Origin of the sequence: Pseudomonas sp. A-R-19 (genome assembly GCF_019956575.1) — a bacterium.
Taxonomy (GTDB): Bacteria; Pseudomonadota; Gammaproteobacteria; order Pseudomonadales; family Pseudomonadaceae; genus Aquipseudomonas.
The window spans coordinates 1-19,855 of record NZ_JAHBDR010000085.1 but is presented as its reverse complement, the minus strand read 5'-3'; the positions used below and the strand labels follow the sequence as shown (position 1 = coordinate 19,855).

General features: G+C 59.9%; 13 protein-coding genes. 3 read left to right on the top strand and 10 right to left on the bottom strand.

Annotated features, from left to right (window positions below; genetic code table 11):
- Positions 1–156 precede the first annotated feature (156 nt).
- The 5 genes from KGA88_RS24630 to ptsP form a co-directional block, all read right to left on the bottom strand.
- Positions 157–2,403 carry an alpha-xenorhabdolysin family binary toxin subunit A gene (locus tag KGA88_RS24630; RefSeq protein WP_223594778.1) on the bottom strand — a complete coding sequence of 749 codons (2,247 nt, stop codon included), beginning with the start codon at positions 2,401–2,403 and terminating at the stop codon, positions 157–159.
- Positions 2,404–2,678: 275 nt separating this feature from the next.
- The gene (locus KGA88_RS24625) at positions 2,679–4,268 is read right to left on the bottom strand and encodes an alkaline phosphatase D family protein (protein ID WP_223594776.1); all 1,590 of its coding nucleotides are present in this window, start codon (positions 4,266–4,268) and stop codon (positions 2,679–2,681) included.
- 193 nt (positions 4,269–4,461) lie between these two features.
- Positions 4,462–6,201, bottom strand: coding sequence for a PTS fructose-like transporter subunit IIB (locus KGA88_RS24620; protein WP_223594775.1), 1,740 nt, complete (start codon positions 6,199–6,201; stop codon positions 4,462–4,464).
- Positions 6,202–6,212: 11 nt separating this feature from the next.
- Entirely contained in the window at positions 6,213–7,154 is a 942-nt protein-coding gene (gene pfkB / locus KGA88_RS24615; protein WP_110657176.1) for a 1-phosphofructokinase, read from the bottom strand.
- Entirely contained in the window at positions 7,154–10,015 is a 2,862-nt protein-coding gene (gene ptsP, locus KGA88_RS24610; protein ID WP_110657178.1) for a phosphoenolpyruvate--protein phosphotransferase, read from the bottom strand. Before ptsP ends, pfkB begins: the two co-directional genes overlap by 1 nt.
- Before the next feature lie 290 nt (positions 10,016–10,305).
- Between ptsP and cra the strand changes: the two genes are divergently transcribed.
- Both cra and KGA88_RS24600 read left to right on the top strand, forming a co-directional pair.
- A complete protein-coding gene (gene cra, locus KGA88_RS24605; RefSeq protein ID WP_223594773.1) occupies positions 10,306–11,301 on the top strand; it encodes a catabolite repressor/activator in 996 nt (331 codons plus the stop codon).
- Between the two features lie 3 nt (positions 11,302–11,304).
- Positions 11,305–12,081 carry a TatD family hydrolase gene (locus KGA88_RS24600; protein ID WP_223594770.1) on the top strand — a complete coding sequence of 259 codons (777 nt, stop codon included), beginning with the start codon at positions 11,305–11,307 and terminating at the stop codon, positions 12,079–12,081.
- Here KGA88_RS24600 and KGA88_RS24595 read toward each other — a convergent pair whose 3' ends face one another.
- The 5 genes from KGA88_RS24595 to KGA88_RS24575 form a co-directional block, all read right to left on the bottom strand.
- On the bottom strand, positions 12,082–12,471 hold the full coding sequence (locus tag KGA88_RS24595) for a hypothetical protein (RefSeq protein WP_110657183.1): 390 nt from the start codon (positions 12,469–12,471) through the stop codon (positions 12,082–12,084).
- Between the two features lie 244 nt (positions 12,472–12,715).
- Positions 12,716–13,420, bottom strand: a complete 705-nt coding sequence (locus KGA88_RS31830; protein ID WP_411740867.1) for a methyl-accepting chemotaxis protein — start codon at positions 13,418–13,420, stop codon at positions 12,716–12,718.
- 1,609 nt (positions 13,421–15,029) lie between these two features.
- Positions 15,030–15,866: a regulatory signaling modulator protein AmpE gene (gene ampE, locus KGA88_RS24585; protein ID WP_110657187.1), complete on the bottom strand. Its 837-nt coding sequence runs from the start codon at positions 15,864–15,866 to the stop codon at positions 15,030–15,032.
- Positions 15,863–16,423 (bottom strand): 1,6-anhydro-N-acetylmuramyl-L-alanine amidase AmpD, encoded by a 561-nt coding sequence (ampD, locus tag KGA88_RS24580; RefSeq protein WP_110657189.1) that lies wholly within the window; start codon positions 16,421–16,423, stop codon positions 15,863–15,865. The genes ampE and ampD overlap by 4 nt, the downstream gene beginning before the upstream one ends.
- A 62-nt stretch (positions 16,424–16,485) precedes the next feature.
- The gene (locus tag KGA88_RS24575) at positions 16,486–18,684 is read right to left on the bottom strand and encodes a DUF1631 domain-containing protein (protein WP_223594766.1); all 2,199 of its coding nucleotides are present in this window, start codon (positions 18,682–18,684) and stop codon (positions 16,486–16,488) included.
- Between the two features lie 264 nt (positions 18,685–18,948).
- On the opposite strand from KGA88_RS24575, the gene nadC reads away from it, so the two are divergent.
- On the top strand, positions 18,949–19,797 hold the full coding sequence (nadC, locus tag KGA88_RS24570; protein ID WP_110657193.1) for a carboxylating nicotinate-nucleotide diphosphorylase: 849 nt from the start codon (positions 18,949–18,951) through the stop codon (positions 19,795–19,797).
- Positions 19,798–19,855 lie beyond the last annotated feature (58 nt).

Genomic DNA, 19,855 nt, shown 5'->3' with positions numbered 1-19,855 from the left:
AATAAAATCATCCTCCTGAAAAAATATGACATCCCTGTTCTCGTCGCTCATCGGCGTCTCCTGCGAATATTCAATCCCGAGTAACACAATCAATAAAAAGCCGTGCATCGCGAGGCTCGACGCACGGCCATTCAAGGGCGGTATGAAACGTAATACTTACAGATTAGAAAGCTGATTCAGGTAACCGGCAAAACCATTGGCGGTAGAGAGAAATTCTGAAATCTGCTTACTCAAGGGCGTAGCCTGATGAGCCCTCATCGAGTTCAAGAAACGCGACACTGTTTTGTCGATCTTTTCGAACTCTGCTACGTAGAGTTTGCGCTGCTCATTCATCTCGCCATAAACATCGATGAGCTTTATTTTGTCGGTAGTGCTTCGTGCGCCTCGTTTTTCGGCAGTGATTTGCGCCTGCACCTCCACAGTCTTATCACGAAGGACTTGGTTCTGTTTTACCATCAAGACAAAGGAAACATCCTTTACTGCGCCCTGCAGATCCTGTTTCACTTTCTCGACCGCTGCCAGTACAAGTTCAACCTGAGATGGCTTCGCACCGAGCTTTTTAACCGTCTCGACATTCAGTTCGATATTCTTGATAACGCCGGAAATTCCGAGTTTATTGAGTTCATCCACAGCTTCGTTGATGACTGCACGTTTTTTTTCAAGATCAGTCAGGCTGGCATTCAAACGTTCCAATACGACTTCACGATCTGCAGCGTCATTAATCAACGAGGCTTTGAATCCCCGCACGGTTGTCTCATCGTAGACTGCGTTGAATTTCTCGAGACTTTCACTCAACGAATTGGAAATTTCACTGACGGATAACTGTGACTCTTTTAACAACTCAGCCTGCTCCCCATGAATTTCGTCGACCTCTTCAGAACCTTCTTGCAGTTCTTCCTCGAGTGACATTAACTGCCCAAGTGTGGATCTAAGTGCAAACTCGGTTTTCAGAGCCTTTTCCCTGACCACGTTGGAGCCGATCGAAATGTCGACCGAAAGTGTTTGAAATTTTTCGCTCAAATCCGGAAGATAATCCGTTTTCAAGAACAACAACTTCGCCTCCACCGCGCTGTTGCGCAGTTTCGAACAACTGTCCTGAAAGACATTGGTTTGCACGGCAGGGTACATATCACTTTGCATTAAAGACCTCCTTGATCTTTTTCCTTGAAAACCGTATTCCCTCATGTATTCAACTTCCGCCTCGCGGAATAACTCAACCAGGGCATCAGCACTGTTGTGGATCGCGGCCCATGGCGCAGCGACCAAACGAAATTGAGTAATGAAGGCGAATAACCGAACACCGCCTTCGATCTTCGAGACCGCTTTTTCGGAGCTTTCGATGTACGCATGAAGCACGTTCCAGGTATGGACCACGTTATTTGTCGCCACTTCAGCATCCAGAGCGACCGTCTGCATATCCTGCATGTCACTTCTGATCCGTGCGATCGAGCCCAGGGTCTTGGACTTGCTCTCAAGGCTCTTGATGGCAGCTTCCTGAATGCCGCTCAGATCATTGCGCCGGGATCGTACATCTTCAGCTTCCACCCCGATATAGATGGCAACTCCCAACCCGATGAGCGAAAAGTTGCTAAACGACTCAAGCGATTTCAAAACCAGCGCCTTGTACTCTTTGTTCAACTCATCAATTTGATTGGCGCGCTCCTTGATCTCGTTATTCAAACTCTCGATGTCCGACGCGTACGTATTACTCTCGAGAGCCAGCGCCAGCAACTTGATAGTAGGAATGACATCGTTCGTCAGTTGTTGACTAAACGCGTTGAGATCGGTTTTGATTTCAACGGCCGTGCGCAGATACTCCTTGACGTGCTCGAAGATCAGATCCAGAACATCCCCCATATCCGGGATGGTGTCCGCTTCCAACGCAAGATCCGGGAACGGCTTGCCTTCTTTCACTTCCCAGTCGCGCAGTTCCTTGTAGTTGGTGATCTTGTGTGTACCCAGCGTCTTTGCCAGTTTGACTTCAGTGAAAATCTCCTCGACCGAAAGAAGATATACCCCCATGTTCAAACCAAACAGTTTCAAATGGGTTCCCGTCAGCATGATGCGAGAGCGCAGGGGGGACCACAGACTGGCATGCGAGTTTATCTTTCTAAAAGACGCGAGAAAGTCTTCAGTCGTGAAACCTTTGCCACCCTCTTCGTCGCCAAAACTCAGGTAAATCGCAAGGGCTCGCTCGTTGGTCGGAAGTGCCAGCCCTGCGGCTTCGTATTTTCGCAGGGAAATGATTTGAGCTTTGGTCAGTACCAATCCGTTTGCGCGAGTAATGTCATTCGCGGCCCCGGTCGACAAAGACATGAGCGTCTGGGGGACAACGGCTGCAAGATCTGCAATTTCTTCGTGATTTTTGCCTTCCAGGCTTTTTTCCCACAACACAGCGGACATAGCGATCCCTCTCTAAAAGTTAGACTCTTAACCAGACCATACAACTCTCACAGCCTGCTTATTCGTCATTAAGTTCAGAGAAGAAATTAAGCACACACCCAATATCGATCAAGCGATTAAATATATGAAAATATGAGAATTAGAAAACCTCAACAAACAAACATCAAATTCATCGACTAACGAGAACCACTGAAAGCCTCAATCAACATCAACACAGCAACCTCCAGACGCCAGCATTTGACAGTAATTACAAATAAACCCCGCAACTTTCAGTATCAGCTTCTTTTGCAAAAAACATTTCCCATAGAGCGAGCAAATACCGAGTCACACGGAGACAGTCTTTGCTCAAACACCGCCATGCCGTCCAGATCCCGCAACACCACGCTCAACTCCCCACTCTGCCCATCGATATTCACCTCGCCAAAAAACTGAAACCCGGCAAACGGCGAGGCGTTATGTGTAGGGGATGCCTTCTCGAATACCACTTCAGGGCCAAAGGTTTTATCCAGTGAGTCAGGCCCGAAACTGCCCGCATTCAACGGCCCGGCAATGAACTCCCAGAACGGCTCAAAGTCCTGGAACGCCGCCCGATCCGGATGGTAATGATGGGCCGCGCAGTAATGCACATCCGCCGTCAGGAACAGAAAATTACGCACCTGCCGCGCCCGCAGGAAGCCGAGCAATTCGGCGATTTCCAGTTCGCGCCCCTGGGCCGGGCCGGGGTCACCGTTGGCCACTGCTTCCCACCTCGTGACACCGGGGCTGACTTCGCCGTCAGGCGCGCCAAGGCCAATGGACATGTCGGCGGCGATCACTTTCCATTGCGCGTTCGAGGCCTGCATTTCGCGCTTGAGCCAGTCCAGTTGCTCACGACCGAGAAACGGCTTGGCATCCCCCAGATTGTCGTCATTGGCCCCGCGATAGCTGCGCATGTCGAGCACGAACACATCGAGCAGCGGCCCGTAACCGAGCTTGCGATAGATCCGCCCGCCGCCATCGGCACTCTGCATGCGCATCGGCGCGTATTCGAGCCAGGCCTGGCGGGCGCGGTCCACCAGGCTGTGGATATCTTTGCTCTGGTAACGTGCATCCAACTGCTTGCCGGGCGACCAGTTGTTCAGCACTTCGTGGTCGTCCCACTGCCAGATCTGTGGGACCTCGGCATTGAAGCGGCGGATGTTTTCGTCCATCAGGTTGTAGCGATAATTACCACGGTACTCATCGAGGGTCTCGGCGACTTTGCTCTTGGCCTCGGTGGTGATGTTGCGCCACACCCGCCCGCCTTCCGTATTGAGCTGCGCCGGGATCGGGTTGTCGGCGTAAATGGTGTCGCCGCTGTGGATAAAAAAGTCCGGCAGACGCCGGCGCATCGCTTCGTAGATGCGCATGCCGCCTATATCCGGGTTGATCCCGAAGCCCTGGCCCGCCGTGTCGCCGCTCCAGATAAAACGGATGTCGCGCCGGGTCTGCGGCACGCTGCGCAAGTGACCGAACCAGGGTTCGCTGGCAACGCCGCTCTGGGCGTCTTCAAATTGCACGCGATAGAAAATCGCCTGGTCGGCGGGCAGCCCGGTGAGCTCAACCCGGGCGGTGAAATCGCTGCGCGTATCGGCCAGAAGCGAGACGAATCGCCGGGGGTTGGGAAACAGGCTGCGGGTGTCCCACTCCACCACCATCCGTGCGGGGCGGTCGCAGCGGCTCCAGATGATCGCCCGGTCGCCCTGCACGTCGCCGGACTGCACGCCATCGGTGAGTTGCGGCCGCGCCTTGAGCGAAGCGATCACCGCCGGCGCCAGCCCTGGCAACAGCAATCCGGCACCGAGCGCTTGAACAACACGACGACGCCCGGGGTTGAAATCGCTCATGGTGTTCTCCCTGGAGTGGAAAACTAAAGCATGGCCCCATGACCCTGGCATGACACGAATCTCGCCAACACCATCGATCCCCTGTAGGAGCGAGCCTGCTCGCGAAGAACTCAAGGACATCACGTTCATTCAGGATGCGCGCGTTATCGTTGACGACCTTCGCGAGCAGGCTCGCTCCTACAGGGGTTTTGTGTCAGGCCTTGACCGGCTCCAACGCCAACTCCACCCCCTCCGGCCGCTTGACCAGCGCATACACCACCGCCGTCAACAGGCTCCCCGCCACGATCGCCAACAGATAAAGCAGCGCATGGTTGATCGCATTCGGGATCGCCAGCACGAACAACCCACCGTGGGGCGCCATCAGTTTGCAGCCGAAATACATCGACAGCGCACCGGTCAGCGCACCGCCGGCGATGCTCGCCGGGATCACCCGCAGCGGATCTTTCGCCGCAAAAGGAATCGCCCCTTCCGAGATGAAACACAACCCCAGCACCAGTGCGGCCTTACCGGCTTCGCGCTCAGTCTGGGCAAACTTGCGGCGGGCAATGAACGTGGCAATGCCCAGGCCAATCGGCGGCACCATGCCCGCGGCCATGGTCGCCGCCATCGGCGCGTAACTCTGCGACGCCAGCAGCCCGACCGAGAACGCATAGGCCGCCTTATTGATCGGCCCACCGAGGTCGACGCACATCATGCCGCCCAGCAATACACCCAGCAGAATCGCGTTGGTAGTGCCCATGCTGTCGAGGAAATGCGTGAGGCCGGCGAGCATCCCGGCCACCGGTTTGCCGACGACGTAGATCATCACCAGACCGGTGAACAGACTCGCCAGCAGCGGGATGATCAGGATCGGCTTGAGTGCCTCAAGGCTCTGCGGCAAACGCGCATATCTATTGATCGCCCTGGCCGCATAGCCGGAAAGAAAACCGGCAATGATCCCGCCGATGAAACCGGCGCCCAGGGTGCTCGCGAGCAGGCCGCCGATCATCCCCGGCGCCAGGCCCGGACGGTCGGCGATCGAATAGGCGATATAGCCCGCCAGCAGCGGCACCATCAACTTGAACGCGGTGTCGCCGCCGATCTGCATCAACGCCGCCGCCAGCGTGCCCTCTTCCTTGAACGCGGTGATGCCGAACACGAACGACAGGGCGATCATCAGGCCGCCGGCCACCACCATCGGCAACATGAACGACACGCCGGTCAGCAGGTGTTTATAGACGCCCGTCTTCTCCTGTTTGACCGTAGCTTGAGAAGCGCTCGATGCACTTTCCTGCCGGCCTTCGGCCAAGGCTTTGTTCAAGGTCGCTTCGGCTTGCTTGAGGGCAATGCCGGTGCCACAACGATAGATTTTCTTGCCGGCGAAACGCTCGGTGGCGACTTCGATATCGGCGGCCAGCAGCACCACATCGGCCTCGGCAATCGCCGCTGCGCTCAATGGATTGCGCGCGCCGACCGAACCCTGGGTTTCCACCTGCAAGTCATAGCCAAGGCGCTTGGCCGCTTGTTGCAAGGCTTCGGCGGCCATGAACGTGTGCGCCACGCCGGTCGGACACGCGGTAACGGCCACCAGTCGCGGTGTGCTTGGCGCAGCCGCCACAGGCTCTACGACGGCTTCGGCAGCGGCATAGACCTGAGCCTCCTGCGCACCGCGCCGCAGCACGCTTTCCACGTCTTGCAGGGCCTGGGCCGGGGTGCTCTGGAACACCCGCTTGCCGACAAACCGCGACATGTCCACCGGTGCGCTGGTCACCAGCAGCACCCACTCCGCCGCGTCGAGGGTGGCCGCCGACAGTTGCTTTTCGGGGTGCGCGGCATCGCTGACTTCGACACTGGTGCTCCAGCCCTGACGCTGGGCCGCGGCATCGAGCAGCCGGGCACACAGCACACTGGTGACCATGCCATTCGGGCAGGCCGTAACGATGGCTAACTTCATGACAAACCCTCTTATTGTTCTGTCAGGGGACGCACGCGCACACCCTGTTCGAGCTGCGCCAGTTGCGCCGCATCGCCAATGCCGAAACCGATCTGGGTCACCGCCATCGCAGCAATCGCCGTGGCCGTGCGCAAGGTCTGCTCCGGCGTATCGGCACTGAGCAAACCGTGGAGCATCCCCGCCAACAACGAGTCACCCGCGCCCACCGTGCTGGCGACGCTGACCCTGGGCGGCGTGGCATGCAGCGCCGAGCCGACGCTGAACCAATTCACGCCCTCGGCACCATGGGAAATCACCACATGCTCGATGCCCTGGGCGTGCAAGCGCTCCGCCGCCTTGGCCTGGGCACGGACCGACACGACCTCGCAGTCCAGCACTTCGGCCAGCTCTTCAGTGTTGGGTTTGATCAGCCACGGACCGGCCTTGAGCGCCTCGCGCAACGCATCGCCGCTGGTGTCGAGCGCGACGTTCAGACCCAGTTCCTTCAAGCGCAAAACCAACTTCTGCAACCATTTCGCGCTAACGCCCAACGGCAAACTGCCGGCGACCACCACCGCATCGTGCCCCGGGGCAATTTGCTCCAGTCGATCCATCAAGGCCTGCTGCGCCGCTTCGCTGACCTGTGGTCCCGGCCCGTTGATGTCAGTGATGCGGCCGTCGCTTTCCGCCAGCTTGATGTTGCTGCGGGTCTCGCCCGGAACGCGGATGAAGGCATCGACAAAACCGCGTTTGGCAAACAATGTTTCGAACGCTTGCAGGTTGTCTTCGCCAAGAAAGCCACTGACGGTCAGCTGATGTCCGAGGTCCGCCAGCACTTGCGCCACGTTCACGCCTTTGCCGGCGGCGTGGGTGTGCATCACATCGCTGCGGTTGACCTGACCGGCCTCGAGGCGCGGCAACTGGACGGTGAGGTCCAGCGCCGGGTTGAGGGTCAGGGTAAGAATCCGGGCCATTACAGGGCCTCCACTAATGCACGCACTTCATTGGCACTGCCCACGGCCAGGGCCTGGCGGGCAAGGGTTTGAGTCTCAGTGAAGCCCAGTTCGCGAATTCGCGCCTTGACCTCGGCAATACTGCGCGCGCCGACGCTGAGCTCGTCCACGCCGAGACCGACCAGCACCGGCACCGCCAGCGGGTCGGCCGCCAGCTCGCCGCACACACCGACCCATTTACCGTGGGCGTGGGCCGCGCGCACGGTGATGTCGATCAGCTGCAGCACCGCCGGATGCAAGCCATCGGCCTGGGCCGACAGCGTCGGATGGCCACGGTCGATGGCCAGGGTGTATTGGGTCAGGTCGTTGGTACCGACGCTGAAAAAGTCGACCTCCTTGGCCAGCACCGGCGCCAGCAATGCCGCCGACGGTACTTCGATCATGATCCCCAGTTGCAGGTCGGCGACCGGGATTTCCTGGCGCAGGCGTTCGGTCATGTCACGGGCCTGGCGCCACTCGTCCACGCTGCCCACCATCGGGAACATGATCCGCAGCGGCCGGTTGTCGGCGGCCCGCAGCAAGGCGCGCAGTTGCGCTTCCATGATCTGCGGGCGCTGCAAGGTCAGGCGAATGCCGCGCACGCCGAGGAAGGGGTTTTCTTCCTTCGCGATCGGCCAGTACGGCAACGGTTTGTCGCCCCCGACATCGAGGGTGCGCACCACCAGCGGCCGCCCTGCCAGACCGTCGAGGACGCGGCGGTATTCGGCTTCCTGGGTTGCCTCGTCGGGCGCTTGCGGGTGGGCCATGAAAATCAGTTCGGTGCGCAACAGGCCAATGCCTTCGGCGCCCTGCTCGACCGCGCCGGTCACGCCAGCGCTTTCACCAATGTTGGCGAACACTTCGACGGCGTGGCCATCGGTGGTCAGCGCCGGTTGATGGCGCTGCTCGGCAGCTGCCTGCAAGCGTTGCTCGCGGGTATCGCGTTCGGCCGTGGCGCGCTGCAAGGTCGCCACGTCAGCGTCCACATGCAGGCGCCCACGCTGGCCATCGAGCAGCAGAGGCGTACCCGGCGCCAGCAGCAACACTCCGGGGCCGGCGCCGACCAGTGCCGGGATGCCCAGCGCCCGGGCAACAATCGCACTGTGCGCCGTGGCGCCACCCCGGGCGGTGAGAATCCCCGCCACGCGAGCCGGGTCGAGACGCGCGACGTCGGACGGACCGACCTCGTCCATCACCAGAATGTACGGCTGATCCGGTTCGCTCGGGGTTTCGATGCCGCTGAGCTGCATCAACACCCGACGGCCGATGTCGCGCAAGTCGGCGGCACGTTCCGCGAGCAAGGCATCCTGCAACGCTTCCTGCTGCCGGGCTGCCGCTTCAATCACGGCCATCCACGACGCCTCGGCGCTTTCGCCCTGCTTGAGGCGCGTATCGACCTCATCGGTCAGTTCCGGGTCGTCGAGCATCTCCTGGTGGGTGATGAAGATTTCGCGGATGGCTTTGCTCTTGCTGCGCTCGATCAAGCCCTGGATGTCACGGCGTACCTGCGCCAGGGCTTGCTGGAGACGCTCACGCTCGATGCCGGCGGACTCACCGCGCAACGGGTAATCGATGGTTTGCAGCACTTGAATATGGGCCGGGCCGATGGCGATCCCCGGCGCGGCGGCAATCGCCTGAACCACACTGCCCGCCACCGGGGCGAGGACCACTTCGGCCATCTCGACAACGACTTCGCGTGCCTGGCTGACCGGCGGCAACGGTTCGACTTCTTCTCCGAGCCCTTCTTCGATGGCGGCCAACAAGGCCGGCAATGCATCAGCCGCGATGCCCGGTTCGGCGATGATTTCCAGGACCTGACCCCGACGCGCGCCGAGGCTGAGCAACTTGCTCAAGCTCTTTACCGACACCGCGCTGTCGTGGCCATCGACAATGCGCACGCGGATATCACCGTCAAAACTCTTTGCCAGTTGCGCGAGGATTTTCGCCGGCCGCGCATGCAAACCGTGGGCGTTGGCCAACGCGATCCGCGCGCTGGGCCAGTCGGCGGGCACTTCGCCACCGAGCACTTCGAGGACTTTGCGGCTGCTGGTGGCGCGCCCCAGTTCATGGCCACGCCCTTCGATCAACAACGCGCACAGGCGTTCGAGCAGGGCTTGATGAGCCTCACCGAGGCTGGCCAGGCAGAACAGTCCATTGAGCGGCTGGCCGAGGTAGCGCAGCGGTCTGTCCGGGGTGACGAAGGCCAGGCCCGGGCGCTTCACCGTCTGTTCGCTGTGCAGCCACCACAGGCCGTCGCCCAATGGCAGCGCTTCAACCTGTTGCAGCACGGCGGAAAACCCGTTGCTCACACAATCGGCTTGCCGCAACAAACGCGCGCCGCGCCAGACCAGCTCTTCGAAATCTTCGGCCGCCACACCCAGGCCGATCATCTGCGCATCCAGCGCCAGCTCCTGAGGCGCGCCTTGCAGCAACTTCAGCAAGGCTTCGGCGGAACCGGCGCGACGCAGGGCCTGGCCCAGGTCAGTCTCGCCGAGGGCGCGGGTGAGCAATTGCAACAGGCGCAGGTGTTCATCGGATTTGGCGGCGATGCCGATCGCCAGGTAAACGACATGACCGTCACCCCAGTCCACGCCATCGGGGAACTGCATCAGGCGCACACCGGTGGTGTACACCAGGTCGCGGGTTTCGGGGGTACCGTGGGGGATGGCAATACCTTGACCGAGAAAGGTCGAGCCCTGGGCTTCCCGCGCCTGTAAACCGGCGAGATACCCCTCGGCAACCAGGCCGTCGGCGACCAGATGCCCGGCCAGCAATTGCAGCGCTGCGGACTTGTCCACAGCCGACTGGCCCATGGAAATCTGCTCTACAGTGAGCTCGAGCATGCTTTCTCCTTTTTGGCGCCTTGGGGCACCAGGTATTGTTTTGAATGAGTCAGCTTAGGCGCTTGGTCATCGCTTTTGGCGGTTTCACGGCAGAACCGGCCAAAGGCGCCTAAAACGTAGAAAATACGCTTGCTGAAACGTTTAATCTAGATCAGTTGGCACGTTACTCGATATTGGCCCATCCTTGAAGTCCAACTTGTCGGATGCGTTGCGACAATGGTCGCCTGCCTTAATCGGTTAGGATTGACGAAAATGTCGAGGCAATCTCGAAAAAACAAGGAAACAGCGGGTTGAAACTCAGTGATATTGCCCAGTTGGCCGGTGTGTCCGTTACCACCGCCAGCTATGTCATCAATGGCAAGGCCGAACAACAGCGCATCAGCAGCGCCACTGTCGAACGCGTGCGCGCGGTCGTCGAACAACATGGCTTCACGCCTAACCCACAGGCCGCCGGTTTGCGCAGCCGACACACGCGCACGTTGGGGTTCATTCTGCCGGATCTGGAAAACCCCAGTTACGCGCGAATCGCCAAATTGCTGGAGCAAGGTGCGCGAGCCCGGGGTTATCAGTTGCTGATCGCCAGTTCCGACGATGCCCCGGACAGCGAACGGCAATTGCTGCAACTGTTCCGCGCCCGGCGCTGTGACGCGTTGATCGTTGCCAGCTGCCTGCCGGCCGGCGACGACAGTTATCTGCAATTGCAGGCCAAGGGTATTCCAATCATCGCCATCGACCGGGTCATGGAACCCGAGCACTTCTGTTCGGTGATCAGTGATGACCGCGAGGCCAGCCTGCAACTGACCCGCAGCCTGCTGGAGCCGCAGCCCAAACAGATCGCCCTGATCGGCGCCCGGCCCGAGCTGAGCATCAGCCGGGAACGTTGTGCCGGCTTCAAGGAGGCCCTCGCCGGATTCAACGGTGAGGTGCTGATCGAAGAAGGCGAATCCTTCAGCCGCGAATGCGGCAAACAATTGATGGAGGAGTTGCTGCAGCGCCTGGGGCATTTGCCCGATGCGCTGGTGACCACGTCCTACGTATTGCTTCAGGGCGTGTTCGATGCGCTGCACGATTTCCCGCTGAAAAACCGCCCGCTGCGCCTCGGCACATTCGGTGACACCCAGTTGCTGGACTTCTTGCCGCTACCGGTCAACGCCATGGCCCAGCAACACCAGTTGATCGCCGACAAAGCCCTCGCGCTCGCTCTGGCGGCCATCGAGCAGTCGGATTACCGACCCGGCGTGCAAGCCATCCCGCGGACGTTCAAGCAGCGTATTCTTCAGGACTGAACCGTGGAGTTGATCGATACCCACACCCATCTGGATTTTCCGGATTTCGACGCCGACCGCCAGGCGTTGCTGGCCGCCAGCCGTGCCCTCGGGGTGCGGCGGATCGTGGTGTTGGGGGTTTATCAGGCCAATTGGCAGCGGGTCTGGGAGCTGGTGCAGAGTGACCCTGACCTGCACGCCGCGTTCGGGCTGCATCCGGTGTATCTGGACGATCATCGCTCGCAACACCTGAGCGAACTCGGTGACTGGCTGACCCGCCTGGCCGGCCATCGGCAGTTGTGTGCGGTAGGCGAGATCGGCCTGGACTACTTCATCGAATGCCTCGACCGCGACCGCCAACAGGCGTTGTTCGAGGCGCAATTGCAACTGGCGGCGGACTTCAGTCTTCCGGCGTTGATCCACGTGCGGCGCAGCCATGCGGCGGTGATTGCCACGCTCAAGCGGTTTCGCCTGAAACGGGCCGGCATCATCCACGCCTTCGCCGGCAGCAAGGAAGAGGCCCGCGAATACATCAAGCTCGGTTTCAAGCTCGGCCTTGGTGGCGCCCCGACCTGGCCGCAGGCGTTGCGCATGCACCGTGTGCTCGGCGAACTGCCGCTGGATTCGGTGGTGCTGGAAACCGACTCGCCGGACATGGCCCCGGCCATGTTCCCCGGCCAGCGCAACAGCCCGGCACACTTGCCGGCGATCTGCACGGCACTGGCGCAATGGATGGCGATCAGCCCGGAACAACTGGCGGCGACCAGCACCGCCAACAGCTGCGAAGTGTTCGGCTGGTAATCAGTCGACGTGAGCCTTGGCGGCTTCCAGGATTAGCGTCAAATGCTGGCGCTGGCGGAAATAACGGACCACTGCGAAGTAAACGAATACGGCGATCAGCGAAGCATTCAGCTGTTCGATGACACTGAGCATTCCCACCCACTCCATCACCAACGCCACCAGCAGGGCGGTGCAGACCATCACCCGCAGGCTGGCACGCAACGGTGTAAAAGAGTCGAGCGACTTGAAGCGCCTGATCTGTTCCGGGCAACGCAACTGCACCTGTTTCTGGCAGTGCGCACAGGCAAACGCTTCATTGATCGCAATGGCATTGAGCTGCCAGGGTTGCAATCGCAATGTGCGTTGACAGTGTGCGCAATACCCCTGGATCCCCATTGTTGCGACAGACATAACCAAGTTCCTCCATGCGGTAAGCGCGTCACTCTTCCTTGATCGTAATCAAGAATCCAGCGCACGGAGAGAATCAGGAGAATTCCCACCGGGAAGGGAAAAAAGCATTACAAAACTTTCCGAACATACAGCAAAACTGTGGGAGCGGGCTTGCTCGCGAAGACGGCGGCACATTCAACATCAATGTGCCTGACAGACCGCTTTCGCGAGCAAGCCCGCTCCCACATTTACATCCCGGCCAGTCTCAGACCCGGAATGCACTGATCAACTGCTTCAACTCCACGACCTGAGCCGACAACGCCCGACTGGCATCTTCGGTCTGATGCGCACCTTCAGCTGTACGCTCGCCGGCACGGTTGATCTCGACGATGTTCTGGTCGATGTCGTGGGCCACGGCAGTTTGCTGCTCCACCGCGGCGGCAATCTGCTGGTTCTGGTCGACGATCATGCCGACCGCTCCCAGAATGTTTTCCAGTGCCCGCTGGACCTTCTCCGACTGTCCCACCGTGCCATTGGCCATTTCATGGCTGGTGCCCATGGCCTTGACTGCGGCACCAACACCGCCATGAAGCCTGATGATCATCTGCTCGATTTCTTCGGTCGATTGCTGGGTGCGTTTGGCCAGGGTCCGGACTTCATCGGCGACCACGGCGAAACCACGGCCCTGCTCACCGGCCCGCGCTGCCTCGATGGCGGCATTGAGCGCCAGCAGGTTGGTCTGCTCGGCGATGCTCTTGATCACTTCCAGAACGCGGCTAATGGACTGGCTGTCGCTGGCCAGTTGATTGATCACCAACACCGATTGATCGATTTCGCTGGCCAGCGCGGCAATGCTGCCTTGCTGCGACTCCACCAGACCGCGACCGCTGATGGTTTCGTCGTTGACGCTGTGGGCGCTGCTCACCGCCGCCGCGGCACTGCGCGCCACTTCCTGGGAAGTGGCCGACATCTGGTTCATGGCAGTGGCCACTTGTTCGATCTGCGTGCGCTGCCCAGCGACGGCCTGGTTGCTTTGCGCGGAAACGCTCTCCACTTGCCCGGCCTGACGCTCGACTTCGCTGACGGTCTGCCCCACCCGCTCGATCAGGTCATGGATTTTCTTCACCGTGCCGTTGAATACCTCGCCCAGTTCCCCCAGCTCGTCACGGCTGTGGGCGCTGAAGGTCACCGTCATGTCGCCGGCCGCCACCTTGTCCATCACCGCCCCCAGGCGTTTGAGCGTGGTGCGGGTCGAGGCATAGAAAGCTCCGTAGAGATAAAAGATCAACACAAACACCACTGACAACGCCACGGCCTGCAGGACCATGTGCGTGCGGTTCTGGTCCAGGCGTTGCTGCAACTGCGGGCCCAGATACTTCAGGGTCGCTTCGTTGAGCTGATAAGTCTGGTCCATCAGGGCGCTGACTTGATCATAAAAGCCCTGCCATGGCGCATCGAGCGTGTCGGCCATGACCACTTGTTCTTCGAACAGCTCACTGGCTTTCTTCAACGATGCCCGACTGCTATCGGCCTGCACAGCCAGGGTGTCGCGCGCGGCCTTGCTGGAACCCAGGGCATCCTGCAACTTCAGGCCATACTCGGCCTGGAGCTTTTCAATCTGCGCCAGCAATTCATCGAATCGGGTACTCGAAGCCGAGTTGATGAAACCCTGCCCCAACGAATAAGAACCCATTGCCCGGCCTTCGCCCAGGATCTGGGTGACACGTGGCGTGACGAGGGTGACGAGCTCGCTCAACTGGCGCATGTCGCTCTGGTTGTCGCGACTGAGGCCGGACTGGCTAGTAATGAGCTGGCTGAAAATCTGCGCGCTGCCCACCAGCTTGCCGATCAGGGCGCTTTTGCTTTGCAGGGAGCTTTCCGTTTGCTGGGTCTTGAACGCGGCGATCATTTCATCGCGTTTGCCATCGAACACCGCGACCTGCTCCGGGTCGCTGGTCATCGCCGTCAGCCCTTGCAGGCGAGTCAGAATATTCTGCTCAAGGGCGCTGATTTTCGACTCGACATTGCCAGCCTTGCCGGATTGGCCGAGGCTGACATTGATCTGCACCAGGTTGTTCAGGGTTTCCAGATCGCGCCGCAGCGTCAGGCTGCTGCCCAACAGGTCGAGACTTTGCAGTTCGATGCGCGTGCCCTGGAATTCGCGATAGGAGTCACGCACCAGATAGAAGTTGGTCACCAGCATCGGCACCAGGAACAGTACGCTGATCAGGCTGAACTTCATGCCGAAGCTCAGGCGGTTCATCAGTGCGACAGCGGGATAGAGCAAGCTCTTCACTGGATGTCTCCCTTCAATTCTTATTTTTTTTATTGGCAGGCGCAGACAGACAGCAGATAGCCACTATTCGGCGCTATCTCTGTATAACTTAAATCGGCAGGAGGTTTTGTAACTTAAGGTTAACGACAGGGCGAAGCCCTCAGGACAAGTGATCGCCCCCTGTGTGGTGAGGGGGCTTGCCCCCGTCCGGCTGCGCAGCAGTCGTTGGTGGTGAGTTGAATGGGGCGGCTGCGCCACCCAGCGGGAGCAAGCTCCCTCGCCACAGCAGCCGTGGCTACATGGTCTAATGCAGGACCGTCCACAACGCAATCCCGGCATACCAGAGCACGGCGGCACGCAGCAGCATTTCCCAGATGCGGTCCAGATTGTTGATACCTTCCGCGCCGGCCACCGGCGCCGGAATTTCACCGGCCACCAGCCCGACTTTCTCGATCAATTGCGCGGCGCTGATGTTCCAGTTCAGCAGTTCATGCAGCATGACCCGGCTGACCGCGACAAAATTGCCGACCAACGCCAGGCTCGCCGCGAGCAGGCGCACCGGCACCCAGTCGAAGGCGTGACGCAGTTGCCCGGCGCGCTCGACCACCGCAGGGTTTTTCCCGTGTTCTTCGGCCAACGCGAGCAACCGATAACTCAGCGCCGCGACCGGCCCCAACAGGAAGTACCAGAAAATCACCGCGAAAAAGCTGTGGTAGGCCTCCCACAGCAAATGCCCTTCGACCCGCTCCAGCAGTTGCTCGCCACTGTCTGCGCAGATATCCAGATCGCGCTTGGCGACATGCGACGCTGCCTGCAGGTCCTCCCGACGCCAGGCATCGCGGAACGGCCCGAGATCGCCCAGCAGATCGCCGCGCCCCAGGCTGTAAATCACAACCAGCAAATGGATTGGCAACGCCAGCAACCCATAGGCCACCGGCTCGATGACGACCAGCAGCAGCCCCAGCAACGCTACCGGCAACAAGACCAGTATCGACAAGACCAGCCATGGCCGGTTTGAGAGTCGCGGGCTGGCCTCGAGCTTGTTCAGCTCGTGTATCCAGCCGCCGTCCCGCTGAACCCGATGGCGCAAGGCCGAGAACTTCTCAATCCACACCGCCAACAGCAACACCAGAAAACTCATTGCCCTTCCTCTTGTGCCAGAGCGGCACGATAGCGTGCCCAGTCAAACGCCGGCCCCGGATCGGTTTTGCGCCCGGGTGCAATATCGCTGTGCCCGCAGATGCGCTCTGTGGTGATCGCCGTGAACGCCTGCTGCAACTGGCGGGTCAAGGCCGTCAACGCGCTGTATTGCGCGTCGGTGAACGGCAGATCATCCGTGCCTTCGAGCTCGATGCCCACGGAAAAATCGTTACAGGTTTCCCGCCCCTCGAAACTCGAAACACCCGCATGCCACGCACGCTCAAGGCATGAAACAAACTGGGTGACGGTACCGTCGCGCTCGATCAGAAAGTGCGCGGACACTCGCAAATCCGCGATCCCTTCAAAATAGGGATGTTCGGTGACATCCAGACGATTCTGGAAAAACTCCTGCACCTTGCCGGTGGCAAACTGCGCCGGTGGCAAGCTGATGTTGTGGATCACCAGCAGGGAAATTTCGCCTGTGGGGCGCGCATTGAAGTTGGGCGAGGGGCAGACATGCGCTCCCTGAATCCAACCGCTCGCGGGGTCCAACTGCATACCGATTCCTTCAACGTCGACTGTGTTGGCACAGTATGCCGCGATAATCCCCCGGGGCGCGATCACTTGCCGCGTTTGAGGCGCTTGAGGTTGCCGATCACCGACTCCAGAGCCCGCTCGAACAACAAGGTGTCGTCAAGCACTCGCACCACACCATTGCGCAGCTCCAGGGCCAGGTCGGTGCGATTGCGCTCGAGCACTTTCATGCCGGTACGGTTGACGAAGATGTATTGGCCGCTGCTTTCAATGATCGCCACCAGTTTGCAGCGAAGGGTATTTTCCGCGTCCTCCTGAAACTCCACCCAGCTGCCCGCAAGCATTTGATCGACCTGACGCAAACCTGCATCGTCCGCAAACAAACGCACCGGCTCACTGTGCCCCTGACTTTCGTCAGCCGAGGGCAACATGATCGATTCGCGCACCTCGACCATCGCCGACGTATCGACGGCCGAATGCCCCGGTCCTTCCAGCGCCTGCACGTGCAAGCGCTCCAGTTCGCTGAAAAACTCGCGGGTGGCAAACGGATCGAACGCCGACGAGTTCAGCCCGTCGCGCAACGACTTGAGCAAACCGGGCACCAGGGCCAACATCCCGGCGGCATCGGTCTCATGGTGACGCTGAACGCTCCAGACCAACTGCTCCAGGGTGCGCACATCGGCATGCCACTCAGCTGACTGATCGCCATGCTTGAGGTATGTCAGCAGCAGTACCTTGCTCCAGGATTCCTGGGCAAACCCCACCACGACTCGCGGCAGGACGTTGCCAAACAACGCCTGGTTCAGCACCCGTTCGACATGCTGGCGAGCCAATCCGGTTTTGGCCCGTCCTTCCTCGGCGTCACGAATGCGTTGCTCGAGCAACTCGCTGCGCCGGCGCTCGTCCTGGGTAAACGCAAGAAAGTCGGCCAGCAATTCGGAAAAAATCGCCGGGTCATCGACAAAGTCATTCAACAAGCGCTGGACGACCTGATCGATGCGCACATACAGACTGTCACGCTCGTGATCATCACTGGCTCCCCAACCCATGGCCGCGTTGGCAATTTCGTTGAGCAGGCGTCGTGCCGGATGGCTGCTGCGACTGAAGAAACTCTTGTCGAGCACCGCCACCTTGACCAGTGGAATCTGCAATCGGCTGATCAGTGCCTTGAGGGAGTCCGGCAGGTTGCGATCATCGAGCATGCATTCGAAAAGCATGGCGACCAGGTTGATCACATCCTCATCGGCCTCCCCGAAAATCCGCGACCTGCCGCTTTTGACGCTGACCCGGGTCAGTAACTGTTCGAGCTGGTTGCGCAGGTCGAAATCATCTACGGCCGCCGGAGTCGGCACGTATTGCTGCAAATGCGACAACAGGCGCAACAGATCGCGCGTGGCAATCGGCTGCGCAGTGGCACTGACTTCGAGCGTTGGCGACAGGCTGCCGCGAACGTTGAACAGTAGCGCCTGCAACGCAGCAAACTCCTCCTGGACATTCTCATCGATTGGTAGACCGATCAGCTCGGCGCGTGCGTCGATCGGTCCATCCTCGGCGCTGACGTCAGGTCGGTCCGCGGTTCGGCGTACCGGGGCCGGCTTGAGGTCGGGCAACACACCGGTGGCCAGCAGCAACTGGTTGGCTTCGGCGTAAAGTTGATCGGCCTCGCCGAGGACATAACGCTCGAACAACTGGAGGATAATCAGCTTGACCTTGATCTCCAGCCCCAGCTGGCGCGCAGCCTGCAAAAAGTACTCGCAGAGCATTGCCGGGCCCAGGGGGTTGTGCAGGTCGCCCGGTTCCTTGCCCAACAAGGCGCAGAGTCGGGCTGTCAGTTGGTCCAGGGCGAAGCCGTCACGGTCCAGCGCCCGACTGACCATCGCTGCCACCGCGACTGTGCGTTGCCGCTCGTCATCGGGTTGCGCGGTCAGAGCTTCGACCGCCAGGTTCTGGGGTAAGGTCGCAAGTACGCAATCGTATTGGGCAAGCCGGATGAACGCGGCGAAAACCTGCTCGAGAAACACCCGCTCGATGCTGTTGTGCTTGAGGCGCAAATCGCGCATCGCTTGAAAGAAGATGTACTGCTCGACGTCACAGCGGGCGCGGTCAGCCATTTCGAAGAGGGTATCGTCGGCGTTGTTGAACAGCGCCTGCAATCCGTGTCGCAGTTGTTGCGTGGCCTTGTCGCGAACCTGGAGAAGAATCGCCGGCAGTCGGGCGAGTGGCGAGTGAGCCACCTGGTCGGTAGTTGCCTTGTACAAAGGCACTACATTCCCGTCGTTGTGCATTCGGCCTCCCTGGAACGGTAATGCATCGACCCGTCAAAGTGATGACGTCAAATATAAGTCTAATTATCTGGTAAAAGCTCACCTTTGTGCCAGAAGACTCTGCATCTGCTCTCAAACGGGCGTTTGCTCGGCATCGATGACAAGCGCCGACAATGTCAGGGATTCGACCAAATACAGGCACCCGTGCCAACGTAACGCGTGGATGCCTTGGGTTGGTCCATGCCATGGCCCTATAATCGAGCCACTTTGTTTGTGGAGTCCGTTATGCCGAATCTACGTCTCGCCGATCTGACCGCCGAAATCGAAGCCAACGTGCGCCGTGCGTTGCGTGAAGACATCGGCAGCGGCGACATCACCGCGCAGTTGATCCCGGCCGAACGCCTGGCCAAAGCCACCATCATTACCCGCGATGCGGCCGTCATCAGCGGTACCGCCTGGGTGGATAACGTGTTTCGGCAACTGGACCCACGGGTGGCGGTGCACTGGCAGGTTGCCGACGGTGAGCGGGTGACGCCCAACCAGGTGCTGTTCCACCTCGAAGGCCCTGCGCGCTCACTGCTGACCGGCGAACGCAGCGCCCTGAACTTCCTGCAAATGCTCTCCGGCGTGGCGACCCGCGCGCAGTACCTGGCGGACTTCGTGGCTGAGACTCAGGTCAAGCTGCTCGACACCCGTAAAACCTTGCCCGGGCTGCGCCTGGCGCAAAAATACGCCGTGACCTGCGGCGGTTGCCACAACCACCGCATCGGCCTGTATGACGCCTTCCTGATCAAGGAAAACCACATCGCCGCCAGCGGCGGCATCGCGCAGTCCATCGCCGCCGCGCACAAGATCGCTCCGGGCAAACCGGTCGAGATTGAAGTGGAAAGCCTGGATGAACTCAAGGAAGCGCTGGCGGCCGGTGCCGACATCATCATGCTCGACGAACTGAGCCTGGACGACATGCGCGAAGCCGTGCGCCTGAATGCCGGCAAGGCCAAACTGGAGGCCAGCGGCGGGATCAACGAAAGCACGTTGCTGCCGATTGCACAGACCGGGGTGGACTACATTTCGATCGGTGCAATGACCAAGGATGTGAAGGCGGTCGATCTGTCGATGCGCCTCAGTATTTGAGAAGTAAAGCAATCCTGTAGGAGCCCGGCTTGCCGGCGATAGCGTCCTTGAGATCGCC

Coding starts and splice junctions, on each gene's coding strand:
- KGA88_RS24625 (WP_223594776.1), bottom strand. CDS start 4,268: ATGAGCGATTTCAACCCCGGGCGTCGTCGTGTTGTTCAAGCGCTCGGT.
- KGA88_RS31830 (WP_411740867.1), bottom strand. CDS start 13,420: ATGTCGGCCACTTCCCAGGAAGTGGCGCGCAGTGCCGCGGCGGCGGTG.
- pfkB (WP_110657176.1), bottom strand. CDS start 7,154: ATGGCCCGGATTCTTACCCTGACCCTCAACCCGGCGCTGGACCTCACC.
- nadC (WP_110657193.1), top strand. CDS start 18,949: ATGCCGAATCTACGTCTCGCCGATCTGACCGCCGAAATCGAAGCCAAC.
- ampE (WP_110657187.1), bottom strand. CDS start 15,866: ATGAGTTTTCTGGTGTTGCTGTTGGCGGTGTGGATTGAGAAGTTCTCG.
- KGA88_RS24620 (WP_223594775.1), bottom strand. CDS start 6,201: ATGAAGTTAGCCATCGTTACGGCCTGCCCGAATGGCATGGTCACCAGT.
- ampD (WP_110657189.1), bottom strand. CDS start 16,423: ATGCAGTTGGACCCCGCGAGCGGTTGGATTCAGGGAGCGCATGTCTGC.
- KGA88_RS24595 (WP_110657183.1), bottom strand. CDS start 12,471: ATGTCTGTCGCAACAATGGGGATCCAGGGGTATTGCGCACACTGTCAA.
- KGA88_RS24575 (WP_223594766.1), bottom strand. CDS start 18,684: ATGCACAACGACGGGAATGTAGTGCCTTTGTACAAGGCAACTACCGAC.
- KGA88_RS24630 (WP_223594778.1), bottom strand. CDS start 2,403: ATGTCCGCTGTGTTGTGGGAAAAAAGCCTGGAAGGCAAAAATCACGAA.
- ptsP (WP_110657178.1), bottom strand. CDS start 10,015: ATGCTCGAGCTCACTGTAGAGCAGATTTCCATGGGCCAGTCGGCTGTG.